General features: G+C 49.6%; 9 protein-coding genes. 4 read left to right on the forward strand and 5 right to left on the reverse strand.

All coding sequences use genetic code 11. The features are described 5' to 3' along the window. Positions 1-81 precede the first annotated feature (81 nt). Both rimO and ACKFKH_RS07320 read left to right on the forward strand, forming a co-directional pair. The gene (rimO, locus tag ACKFKH_RS07315) at positions 82-1,437 is read left to right on the forward strand and encodes a 30S ribosomal protein S12 methylthiotransferase RimO (protein WP_446857602.1); all 1,356 of its coding nucleotides are present in this window, start codon (positions 82-84) and stop codon (positions 1,435-1,437) included. A 279-nt stretch (positions 1,438-1,716) separates the two neighbouring features. Then, complete coding sequence (locus tag ACKFKH_RS07320) at positions 1,717-3,150, forward strand: DEAD/DEAH box helicase (RefSeq protein ID WP_446857603.1); 1,434 nt, start codon at positions 1,717-1,719, stop codon at positions 3,148-3,150. A 333-nt stretch (positions 3,151-3,483) separates the two neighbouring features. On the opposite strand, the gene ACKFKH_RS07325 is transcribed toward ACKFKH_RS07320, so the two are convergent. From ACKFKH_RS07325 to ACKFKH_RS07335, 3 genes are all read right to left on the reverse strand, one after another. Further along, positions 3,484-6,267, reverse strand: a complete 2,784-nt coding sequence (locus ACKFKH_RS07325; protein WP_446857604.1) for a hybrid sensor histidine kinase/response regulator — start codon at positions 6,265-6,267, stop codon at positions 3,484-3,486. 193 nt (positions 6,268-6,460) lie between these two features. After that, complete coding sequence (locus tag ACKFKH_RS07330) at positions 6,461-6,841, reverse strand: response regulator (RefSeq protein WP_446857605.1); 381 nt, start codon at positions 6,839-6,841, stop codon at positions 6,461-6,463. Positions 6,842-7,058: 217 nt separating this feature from the next. Then, positions 7,059-8,009 carry an aldo/keto reductase gene (locus tag ACKFKH_RS07335; RefSeq protein ID WP_446857606.1) on the reverse strand — a complete coding sequence of 317 codons (951 nt, stop codon included), beginning with the start codon at positions 8,007-8,009 and terminating at the stop codon, positions 7,059-7,061. 79 nt (positions 8,010-8,088) lie between these two features. On the opposite strand from ACKFKH_RS07335, the gene ACKFKH_RS07340 reads away from it, so the two are divergent. Further along, complete coding sequence (locus ACKFKH_RS07340; protein WP_446857607.1) at positions 8,089-9,585, forward strand: BCD family MFS transporter; 1,497 nt, start codon at positions 8,089-8,091, stop codon at positions 9,583-9,585. A 442-nt stretch (positions 9,586-10,027) separates the two neighbouring features. Here the strand turns inward: ACKFKH_RS07340 and ACKFKH_RS07345 are convergent, their stop codons facing one another. Beyond that, entirely contained in the window at positions 10,028-10,690 is a 663-nt protein-coding gene (locus ACKFKH_RS07345; protein WP_446857608.1) for a hypothetical protein, read from the reverse strand. Between the two features lie 451 nt (positions 10,691-11,141). Here ACKFKH_RS07345 and ACKFKH_RS07350 point away from each other — a divergent pair, with 451 nt between their 5' ends. Next, the gene (locus ACKFKH_RS07350; protein WP_446857609.1) at positions 11,142-11,996 is read left to right on the forward strand and encodes an inositol monophosphatase family protein; all 855 of its coding nucleotides are present in this window, start codon (positions 11,142-11,144) and stop codon (positions 11,994-11,996) included. A gap of 4 nt (positions 11,997-12,000) precedes the next feature. Here the strand turns inward: ACKFKH_RS07350 and ACKFKH_RS07355 are convergent, their stop codons facing one another. Then, complete coding sequence (locus ACKFKH_RS07355) at positions 12,001-12,555, reverse strand: hypothetical protein (protein ID WP_446857610.1); 555 nt, start codon at positions 12,553-12,555, stop codon at positions 12,001-12,003. Positions 12,556-12,557: the final 2 nt, after the last annotated feature.

The raw sequence follows: 12,557 nt of genomic DNA on the forward strand, positions 1-12,557 counted from the left end.
AGGGGACAGACCATCGCACCCGCGATCGCTACAGTTCATCCCTGTCACTGACCTTTCGTTCTCCCTCCATTCAGGTATTTCATGGGCAACAAGCCAACCATTGCCATCTCGCATTTAGGCTGCGAAAAAAATCGAATCGATACCGAACATATGCTGGGTCTGCTGGTGCAAGCTGGATACTCTGTTGATGCCGACGAAGCGCTTGCAGATTATGTTATTGTAAATACTTGCAGCTTTATTCAAGCGGCCCGTGAGGAATCTGTTCGCACTTTAGTTGAGTTGGCAGAATCCGACAAAAAGATTGTGATCACAGGCTGCATGGCGCAGCATTTTCAAGAAGAACTGTTAGAAGAACTTCCAGAAGCCGTTGCGCTAGTCGGGACGGGCGATTACCACAAGATTGTGGACGTGATCGAGCGGGTCGAGACAGGCGAACGAGTCAAAGAAGTTTCTCAAGAGCCGACGTATATCGCGGACGAGACGACTCCTCGGTATCGCACCACGACTGAGGGCGTTGCCTATCTGAGAATTGCCGAAGGCTGCGACTACCGTTGTGCCTTTTGCATCATTCCTCATTTGCGCGGCAACCAGCGATCGCGGACGATTGAATCGATCGTTGCCGAAGCGGAACAGCTTGCCTCTGAAGGAGTCAAAGAGATCATTTTGATCTCCCAGATCACGACCAACTACGGTCTAGACATTTACGGCGAACCGAGACTGGCAGAGTTAATTCGAGCCTTGGGGCAGGTTGATATTCCTTGGATTCGGATGCACTATGCCTATCCCACGGGGCTGACTCCCAAAGTGATCGAGGCAGTTCAGCAAACGCCTAACGTTTTGCCTTATTTAGACTTGCCCCTTCAGCACTCCGATCCTGAGATCTTACGGGCGATGAATCGTCCCTGGCAGGGTCGGGTCAATGACAGCATTATCGATCGCATCAAAACTGCGATTCCGAATGCTGTCTTGCGTACAACCTTCATCGTTGGTTTTCCCGGTGAAACAGAAGAACAGTTTCAGCATCTGCTGCAATTTGTTCGACGACACGAGTTCGATCATGTAGGCGTGTTCACTTTCTCACCCGAAGAAGGCACTGCCGCCTACGAGTTGCCCCATCCAGTACACCAGTCTGTGATGGATGCCCGTCGCGATGCCCTGATGCAGCTTCAGCAACCGATTTCTCTCAAAAAGAATCGATCGCAGATTGGTCAGGTTGTCGATGTCTTGATTGAGCAAGAAAATCCCCAAACAGGTGAATTAGTGGGGCGTTCTGCCCGCTTTTCGCCAGAGGTTGACGGACTGGTTTATGTCCAGGGTGAAGCCTCGTTGGGGTCGATCGTGCCTGTGGCGATCGTGGATGCTGACGTGTACGACCTGTATGGGCAAGTTGCGACCGCAGCCGACCTGATGCAGCACTCACTTGTTACGTCACGATAGTTGCGATTTGATGTCTACGATTTGATATCTACCACAAAAGTGCCGGATGAACTGATTCTGACCTTTTAGAATCCGATCCCCGCTTCTCACACACTTTTTTCACACACGACCGACGCGCCTTTTTCGACAGTTGTCCGCAGCAGGATTGATTGTGCCCCGGCACCCACAGTTCTGATGAGATTCCGTGACTGGGTTTCAGCACTCCCTTGAGTCCATTTGCTCAGTCAGATATCCTCTGTCGAGTCTTGGCGTTTGACCTTGACACCTCTAGGAGATTCAATGACCCTTTCTTTCCAAAGCCTTGGACTTTCTGAAACCCGGATTCGCCAATTAGAAGAACTTGGCTTTACCGCTCCAACTGCCATTCAAGCCCAAGCGATTCCTCATCTGATGTCTGGGCGCGATGTCGTCGGACAAGCTCAAACCGGGACAGGCAAAACGGCGGCTTTTTCGCTGCCTATTCTGGAGCGGCTTGATGCCAAAAATCCCGCAGTGCAAGCATTAATCCTGACTCCGACTCGCGAGTTGGCCATGCAGGTTTGCCAAGCGATTAAAACGTTTGTAGACGATCGCCGCGTTAAGGTCGTCACGATTTACGGCGGACAGTCGATCGACCAGCAAATTTCTCAACTAAGAAGAGGCGCTCAAATCGTCGTCGGCACACCGGGACGAGTGATCGACCTGCTAGGCCGAGGCGACCTCAAGCTCGACCAATTGGGCTGGATGGTGCTGGACGAAGCGGATGAGATGCTCAACATGGGCTTCATTCAAGATGTCGAAAAAATCCTGAGTAAGGCACCCCCTGAGCGGCAAACGGCTTTCTTCTCAGCCACGATGGAGCCTTCGATTCGCAAATTGGTGACCAAGTTTTTGCGATCGCCGATCACCGTGACGATTGAGCAGCCCAAAGCCGCTCCCAATCGGATCAATCAAGTCGCTTACACGATTCCTCGTGGGTGGACAAAGGCACGATCGCTGCAACCCATTCTCGAACTCGAAGATCCCGAATCGGCGATCATCTTCGTACGGACTCGTCGCGCTGCGGCAGAATTGACCAGCCAACTGCAAGCCGCCGGACACAGCGTGGATGAATACCACGGCGATTTGACTCAGACCCAGAGAGAACGCCTGTTGTTGCGGTTCCGTCAGCGTCAGGTGCGTTGGGTGGTGGCAACCGATATCGCGGCGCGTGGGCTTCACGTCGATGACCTGACCCATGTGATCAACTACGATCTGCCGGACAGCGTTGAGAGTTACGTTCACCGGATTGGTCGGACAGGCCGCGCTGGTAAAGAAGGAACGGCTCTGTCGATCGTTCATGCCCTTGATCGTCGCAAACTGCGTGACATCGAAAACCACGTTCGTCAGCGTTTAGAAATTCGCAACGTCCCGACTCGTGCCGAAATCGAAGCGCGTCAGCTAGAAAAACTGCAAGAGCAAGTTAAAGAAGCTCTGGCGGGTGAGCGGATGGCTTCCTTCTTGCCGATCGTGGCCCAGCTTGCTGAAGAGTATGAACCTCATGCGATCGCGGCGGCGGCTCTACAAATGGTCTATGACAAAACCCGTCCTTCTTGGATGACTTCCGGAAGTGATGCGGCGGATGATGCGCCTCGTGGCGGTGGTCATCGCAATGGTGGCGGCGGTCACAATAACGGTGGCGGTAATGGTTCTGATAAGCCGAAGCCGATCAAACGAGTCAAGACTGCTCACTAATTAACGTCAGTTCGATGAACGCTTCGCTTCGCTTTTAGATTCAGGAACGCCCCCTAGATCCCCCACATGTGAGGGACTTTGAACCAGAATTCTCTCTGAAAGTCTCCCAAAATTGGCAGATTGGGGAGCAGGAGCCGTGAACAACGAAGCGAAAAAACTCTCATCGAATTCACGTTAATCACCGTTTGAATGAATGAGGCGGGTTGAGAATGATTCTTGACTCGCTTTTTTCGTGCGATCGTTTTTCTTCTAAACCAAAATGAATTTGACCCCTTGCGGGGAACTCGAAGAGATGGAGTGTTTCGCTTTGGTGGTGAGTGCTAGAGCGCCGATTCAAAGTTCTATATTTATGGGGGCACTGGATTTGTAATCGTAGTGAGGCAGTTGATCGAACCTACGTTGAAGCAGCGTCGTGATCAAGCGGACAAATTCTTCGGGATCGATCGGTTTCGACAGATGGGTATCAAATCCGGCTGCGATCGCTTGTTGGCGATTTCCTTCTCCCGCGTAGGCAGTGAGGGCGATCGCCGGAGTTCTCAGGTTGGATTGCCGGAGTTGGCGGATCAGCGCGTAGCCGTCCATGTGAGGCATTCCAATATCGCTGATCAGAAGATCGGGGTTGAGCGTTGAAAAGATTTGCAGCGCTTGAGAGGCAGAGGAGGCAGCCGTCACCTTTGCACCATAAAGCTCTAACACAAATTGGATAAACTCGCGCGAGTCTGGCTCATCATCGACAATCAAAACTTGAACCCCATTGAGGTCAAGCGTTTGGGCGGCAGGAGTCAGCATAGCCGTATCTGTAACGGTCTGATGATGAATGGGCAATTGTACTGTAAATGTGGCTCCTTTGCCTTCTCCGGGGCTGGTTGCGCGGACGGTGCCGCCGTGGAGTTCGACGATTTGCTTGACGATCGAGAGTCCCAATCCCAGTCCGCCGTATTGTCTTGTAATCGTGCTGTCTGCCTGACGAAAAGCCTCAAAAACGCAGGGTAGAAAGTCTGCATGAATGCCTTTTCCGGTATCGGTGACGTGAATTTGAGCAACGGAATTCCCAGCTTGAGCATTGAGGGCGGAGGATTGTAGCCTAACTTGAACCTGACCGCCGGAGGGCGTAAACTTGACCGCATTCGAGAGCAGATTCCAAACGACTTGCTGCAAGCGACTGGCATCTCCAATCACCAACCCCACCTCTGGAGCGATCGTAGTCTGAATTTGAATTGACTTTGCCTCGGCTGACAAATGCACTGTCTCGATCGCCGCCTCAATTACCTGACCCAGATCGACCGGATCGTGAGCTAACGTCAATTTTCCGCGCAGAATTCGAGCGATATCGAGCAGATCATCAATTAGTTGAGTTTGAATTCGAGCGTTGCGTTCGATCGCGGACAGCGCTTCGGTCACTTTTTCGTCACCCAGTTTGCGACTCTGGAGAAGCCTCGTCCAGCCGAGAATTGGATTGAGGGGCGATCGCAGTTCGTGAGACAACACGGCTAAAAATTCGTCTTTGATGCGGTTAGCTCGACTCAATTCGTCGGCTTGTTGCTGGAGTTGAATTTCGGACTGTTTGCGATCGCTGATGTCGCGAGAAATGCCAATCACCCCAATCACCTTGCCTGCTACATCGCGCCACGGATATTTGGAAGAGAGCAACGATCGCAATTTTTTTTGCCTGGGCACTTCTTCCTCGTAGCTGACAGATTTTCCGGTCTGCATGACTTGGCGATCGATCTGCCAAATCCGTTCTGCTACGTCTGAGGGAAACAACTCAAAATCACTGCGCCCTAACATCGCATCAACGGTCGTATTTAACCAGTGAGCAGCGGTTGGATTGACGACGACATAGCGACCCTGAGTGTCTTTGACAAAAATAATGTCAGAACTGTCCTCAATGACCGATCGTAAAATGCTGTTGGTTTGAGATAGAGCAGCTTGTGCCTGTTTACTTTCGGTAATTTCATAAACCACGACATTCACCCCTAGCACCGTGTCGTCGATCGCTTTGAGCGGATAGAGACTCACCAGCCAATCACGCTCAACTCCCGGTTGGGATGCATTGGGGCCGCGAGCTTCAAAATTTTCTAAGGGAATTCCTGTCTGCATGACCTGGTGATAGAGCGGTTCGAGACTGTCTGCCATTTCGGGCAAAATTTCGCGCAGCGTGCGACCGATGTGAGCTTCGGCTGGAGTGCCATTGATTTCAGCCAGGCGATCGTTGATCCGCACAAACCGCAAATTGGGATCGACAAAACAAAGCCCGATCGGAGCCGTAGCATAGATGGCATCAATTTCGGCAAGTCGCTGATAGGCCGTTTGTTTTTGTCTTTGCAGGGACGCTTCGGCAACTTTTTGGTCGGTGATGTTTTGAAAGTAAACGGCCAGACCAGAGGTGATCGGGTACGCCCTCACCGCAAACCAACAGTCAAGCGGCGGATAAAACGCTTCAAAGCTAACCGTAACTTCTTGAGCAACGGCGCGATGATACTCATAATCAAACAAGCTACCGATCGCTTCAGGAAACGCTTCCCAGACATTTCTGCCGATGAGGTCGTTAAAGCCACGATTTAGAACCTGCACGGCTTGGCTGTTGAGATAAGTGAATCGCCAGTCGCGATCGAGCGAAAAAAACGCATCAGTGATACTTTCTAGCGTGTTTGACAAATCTTGTAGCGACGCTTGGCGAAAGTAGCGATCGTGTTCGGTGTTTATCGTCGGAAGTTGAGTAAACGTCGTCACTACTGCATAGGGAGTCGCTTCGCCAGCCCGAAACAGCGGCTGAGAATTGAGCGAGAGCCACATAATTTCGCAGTCTGGTCGGTGAAAGCCCATCGTTGCCGTAGAAGGCTGACCCGTTTGTAGGGCAATCATAGCGGGGTGCATCTCACCGGGGAAAGGCGACCCATCTGGGTGAATGGTTTGCCAGGGGTAATCGATCGACGTAACGCCCTGCATCTGTCCGATCGTCATGCCTAACAACCGTTCAGCGGTGGCGTTGCAGGCTTGTATCGTCCCGTCTGCCATCTGCAAAACCATGCCCATATCACTCAAATAAGTTGAGGAATTCAAGGATGTCTGAGTCAGTGAGGGGTCAGAAGCTGGGTCAGATTGCTGGCTGTACATGAACAAAAGGCATGAGATAGACAAACTGGCCGCTTAAGCACCTGGAGAACCTGCACATTTAAAGATTTTTGCAGTCGTGCAGTGTCCTCTCAAAGGAGGAGTCAAGTTCTTTTAGTCTATGCCTTTGTGGTGATTCCGTTGATCTACTGAAAGGAGGAGAAGTGTACTCTAGCTAATTTTCTAGAAGATTCCCTTAAAGGTTGCAGCGGGTGCGTTCTAGAAGATACCGGACGGCGTTCATCATTTCGATCGGGCGATAGGGTTTAGAGATGTAAGCGTCGGCTCCTTGTTTTAGCCCCCAGTAGCGATCGAAGTCCTCATTCTTAGTCGTACACATCATTACAGGAATGCTTTTGGTTTTGGGATCGCTTTTGATCCAGCGACACAGTTCGTAGCCATTCATGCGCGGCATGACAATATCGGTGATCACCAGATCAGGGCGGTGAGATTGAATGTGGGCGATCGCTTCGACACCATCGATCGCTTCCACAACCTCAAATCCCGACTCGCTCAGATACTCTTTGAGCATCAACCGAATCATTGCACTATCGTCAACGACCAAAACCGCACACATAGACGCTTCCTCTCGCTACGCACGTTCCCTTTTGAAGTCACTATTCACGGTTGCGACTTTCGATTCAGGGAGTTTTATGTGTAGAGAGCGTGAAGGAGGGAAAGACGTTAGACAAAAAACGTTAGACAAAAGACGTTGGACAAAAGACGTTAGACAAAAAACGTTAGACAAAAGATTTGAAATGCCGTTCTGTCTAAAGTCCAGAGTCCAAAGTCTTCTATCGTCGATCGCGCGTCAACAGATCCAACTGCGTAAATTCTTCGTCACTAATTGACCAGCCGAGGGCACCTGCATTTTGTTGCGCTTGATTGGCATTTTTTGCCCCAGGAATCGGAATCACGTTGCCTTGTTTGATCAGCCAGTTGAGAGAAACTTGAGCGGGAGTGCGATCGTGCTTTTCGCCAATTTGCCGTAGAAGGTTGGTCACAGGCGCGAGTTTCTCTAATCCCTGACGACTAAAGCGCGTATCTAGCTTGCGGGCACCCGTTACAGAATCGGCATTTTCGGGCGTGTACTTTCCGGTGAGCAAGCCTTGAGCCAGGGGACTATAAGCCAAAATGGTCACACCGAGTTGACGAGCCGTATCGAGAATTCCATCCGTCTCAATTTGACGAGTAATCAGCGAATAGCGCACCTGATTGACTGCCAGAGGAACGCCTTTTGCAGCCAGATATCCGTGAGCTTCGCGCATCTGATCATCGGAATAGTTGCTGACTCCGATCGCGCCAATTCTCCCCCGCTTCACTTCATCCGCCAAAGCCTCCATCAGCGTTTTCTTACTCATAAAGAAGTCAAAGGGCATGTGAACTTGGTAGAGGGCGACCCGATCGACCTGCAACCGTTTCAAGCTTTCTGTCACCGCTTCATAGACGGCATCCGCAGAAAATCGCCAGGGCAACGGCATATATTTTGTCGCAATCTGAATCGGCTGGCTGGTTTGTTTCATAAAGCGTCCCAGCAGTTTCTCAGACTCTCCTAACCCATAGATTTCTGCCGTGTCAAAAAAAGTCACTCCCGCGTCTACAGCCGACTTAAACGCATTCTGCACATCTGTCTCGCTGTAATCTTTGCCATAACTCCAAAACAGAGAATCGCCCCATTGCCACGTCCCAATACCCAGGGGAGCGAGTTCCAAACCGTTTGCGCCAAGAGAGAGCGTTTGCATCATAAGAGAAATACCAACAAACTTAATATTTCTTAGTGTAACGATGAACCTTTGATTCACCCGCCCTTCTGGAGAGTCATTTATGATCGAATACTCAAAGCCCTGTCGGTTGCCCTATCCTAAAAAACAAGTCCTAAAAAATAAGAAAGTCCTGCTCACACTCACAACGATGGATATTAATCAGCCGATCGACTTCACCGCCCCCGAAAAGTCACTCCCAAAAGTGGGCTTGTTTACAATGTTTCGCCTCGGTCTGTTTCAGATGGGGTTGGGGATGCTCTCCCTGTTGACCTTGGGCGTTCTCAATCAAGTGATGATTTCAGAATTAAAGGTGCCTGGTACGATCGCGGCAGGGGCGATCGCCATGTATCAGTTTGTGGCCCCAGCGCGAATCTGGTTTGGGCAGATGTCCGATGCAAAGCCGATTCGAGGCTATCACCGCACGGGCTACATTTGGAGCGGCATTGCCTTACAGGTCGTCTGTCTCCTGTTAGCCATCCAAGTTGTCTGGAGATTGGGTGCCAGTATCACCGACGGATGGACAACGGCCAGTACGCTTTGGGCGATGTTGTTAGCGTTCATGTTCGCATTGTATGGACTGTGTATCAGCGCGAGTTCGACTCCATTCACAGCGCTGTTGGTGGATATTTCGGATGAAGAAGATCGATCGAAGATCGTTGGCGTAGTCTGGTCAATGTTGATGGTGGGGATTGTTGTAGGCGCGATCGTCGGTCAAAGAATGCTCACAGGCTTAACTCCAGAAACATTGCAACCTGTAATCAATCGATTATTTTTAGTGTTTCCGGTTTCGGTTTTTTGTTTAGCGATCGTGGCCACCTTTGGGATTGAGAAAAAGTATTCGCGTTACGCTTCGCGTTCTCAATTGGTTGAGCGTGAAGATCAAATCACGTTGGGAACTGCGATCAAAGTGTTGACTGCCAGCCGTCAAACTGGAATCTTCTTTGGCTTCCTGTTAGTGATGACGATTAGCTTATTTCTGCAACAGCCTGTCTTAGAACCCTATGCGCGAGAAGTCTTTGGGATGACGATCGCCGAGAGCGCTGGACTCAACAAATATTGGGGCTATGGCATTCTAGCGGGCATGGGCGTGACGGGATTTCTAATCGTGCCTCGTCTGGGCAAACAGCGGACGGCTCAATTGGGATGTTGTCTCACGGCAGCTTGTTTCGTTTTGATCATCATTTCTGGCTTGACGCAAACTCAGACGTTGCTCAAAAGTGCGGTAATTTTGTTTGGGTTATCGTCTGGGGTGTTGACCAATAGCGCCGTCAGCCTAATGTTGGACTTGACCGCCACCGAGACCGCCGGAACCTTTGTCGGAGCGTGGGGTTTGGCGCAAGCCCTGTCGCAAGCATCGGCCACCGTCACCGGAGGCGCACTCCTCGATTTAGGACGAAAACTCTTCCAGCAGCCGTTTCCAGCCTTTAGCGTCGTGTTTGCTTGCGAAGCGTTGGGGATGCTTTTAGCCGTGACGCTCCTTCGACAAGTCAACGTGCAAGAATTCCGCAGCAGTTCTCGTAAAGCGATCGCCGCCGTCCTCCACCACGAACTAGACTAACCTGCATCCCTGCTTATAGCCGTTTTTTTCCTTCAGGAGACTTTGGACGAGAGACTTTGGACAAAAGACTTTGGATGCTAGGTTTTCTGCCTAAACTCTTAGGTCTCAGGTCTAGAGTCTGCACAACTTCTGTAGCACTAATTTAACGTGAATTCGATGGAATCTTTCGCTGCGGTTATAGATCCAGGCAGCCCCCTAAATCCCCCAATTCTGGGGGACTTTGAACGAGAAATCTTGCCCGAAAGTCCCCCAGAATTGGGGGGTTGGGGGGCAGAAGCGTTGAGTAACGAAGCGGAAAACCTTTGTCGAATTCACGTTAATTTAAAGAACTAGTAAGAGGGAAGAAGCCGTAGCTAGGAAGAGTAGAGAATCTGTGGTAATAAAAGATCAGCTTATTGCATTCTTATTTCACAACAATTCTATTAAATCTCTATTCGGTTGTTCACGGATTGTTAAACCGAAACGCTAACAGTGAAGGACGCAAACATAAATAGGCGAGCGGGCCAAACAAGGGAACCCACGCTGCTATATGAAATAGTTGAGATTTGGGGGTCAGTCCGCGTCGCACCATATCATCCTCTAACAGAGTTGGATAAGGAAATAGCCCACAAAACAGACAAAACGCCAAGCTCATTCCATGTACAAATCGGTTGGTTGTAAACTCTTGTATAAAGCCAGTCCAATCGCCCCACAAAACTGCGTAAAGAACCAAGATAACTGTGCTGATGGTCAACACTACGCCAGTCGTCTGCGAATCGAGTACAGCAATCCAGGGATCTTTTTTACCTGAAAACGATTGATTGGGCTGACGCAGGGCGAGGTATGGAATGAGCGCAAACACCCCGGTCGCGATCGTTGCCAGCATAAACGCCCACGCGGGTAAAGACTGCATTCTCCCGTCTGCAAAAATCAAACAACTATAAATCAATAGCCAAATACCCACCAAACTAAACAGTGACACAATCACTGGATTGATAGAAGGAAACTGTCCAGATAGTAGCGATCGAAGGGGTTGAAACGTATCAGATTGAAGGGGCGGCGCAAAAAACAGCAAATAAATAATAAAGCCAAGCCAAACAAACCAGAGTGTCAACGATCGCGCCATATAAATGAACCTCTTCGCATTACGTTTGATTGTTAAAGCTTGAGAGAGATCAACACACCTCCTAAAGATAGATTGATAGAAATACAGCGTCTAATTTTCTATTTAAGATGTAAATGACTTTGTAATAGTAAGTTATTCTACATAAAACAACTTTCTAACCTCTTTCAATATAGTTTTGTAGATAGAAAAATTGTATTTTACAACGTTTGATGGAGATAATTAAATTCACAGAAGCTACCTTTAGCAGAAGGCAATAATGTCTAAGGTGTTAGCGCTGATTTAGAGAACTGATATTACTCCCTGATTACCCAATCTTTGGTTAAATGATTCCATGCCCTCACCTTCACCCTATACAAAAGATAGAGGGAACAGGACTTGGTTTAGCTCCCATCGTCATAGCCTCATCCTTCATCCCTCATCCTTCATCCCTCATCCCTCATCCCTCGCCTTCATGGACTGGACACAAATTCTCAACTTTGCTGAAACAACGACTCATCAAGTCGGGACACAGCTTCTCAAAGATTTCGGGCAGGTGCAAGCGTCTCAAAAGTCGGACGGAAGTTTGGTAACCCAATCAGACCAATGGGCGGATCAGGTCTTGCGGGATGCGATCGCTCACACCTTCCCCACTCACGGCGTTTTGAGCGAAGAAGTGGAGCATGTTTTCCCGCATACAGACTGGTGCTGGGTGATCGATCCGCTCGATGGCACGACCAATTTTGCCAGAGGATTGCCGCTTTGGGGAGTGTCGATCGGACTGCTTTACCAAGGCATTCCCGTCTTTGGCTATGTGCATTTTCCGCCGTTGAGACAGTCCTTTCATGGCTTTTGGCAGGGTGACTCTGGGTTAGAAATGCTAACGGGCGCGTTTCTCAACGGCAAACCGATTCACGCCAGTCAAGATGCTTTAACTAGCAACCATTTCTTTAACCTGTGCGCTCGAAGTGTTTCGGTTCTCAAACAGCCCTTTCCTGCCAAAATTCGCATGTTGGGTGTAGCAACCTATAATCTGCTGACCGTAGCAGCGGGAGCAACGTTGGGCGGAGTCGAAGCCACTCCAAAAATTTGGGATATTGCGGCAGTTTGGGCGATCGTTCAGGCCGCAGGCGCAATCTGGCACCCTTTAGAATCTGAACCTATTTTTCCATTAACCGTGGGACAAAATTATCGGCAGCGATCGTTTCCTACATTAGTCGTCAGCCGATCTGATTTATTGCCTGTGTTTGAACCGTTGGTTAAGTCGATCTCTTCGAGTTACCCGCAAGGGGTCGCTTCGAGTTACCCGCAGGGGCCGGCGCGAAGGTGACTCCTCAATAACCAAATCGACTGCGAGTTTTCTTTGAGCTTTGATGCAACTTGTCGATAATTGCTTTGACGTAAGGCTTGTCGAGTTCGGGGCTGCCTGCTGCGATCGTGTCAAACACCCCAATCTCCGCTCTCAAAAACTTACCAATCACAATCTGCACATTTCTAATCTCAGCCCATCGCTCTTGAGGTAAAGAACTGTCCCGATGCTGCTCTAGCAAATCGATCAAGTAATGATGATAACCCCAGACGATTTTGGCGGTCGATCGCGTTAGAAAAATTGCATGATCAGAAAGCCAACTGTCATACTGCTTCTGAAATTCAATTAGCTGTTGATTGTTTGGAGCGCCATACTCAATCACATTGTTTAGATCATTCAAGGCTTTAAAGAGAATAGGATATCCTTCTATTCGTTTGTCAAATAAAGAAGTTGTATATTTCTGCTCTAATTGTCTACTTAGCTTGCGAAATTCTGTCCGTGCTTGATAGAGGGCGACAAAGAAAGAAGCCAATACTGTAATTAGCCCTGATACGATCGGTATCCACAATTCTGGCTTCATAG

This window comes from Phormidesmis sp. 146-20, assembly GCF_052939475.1.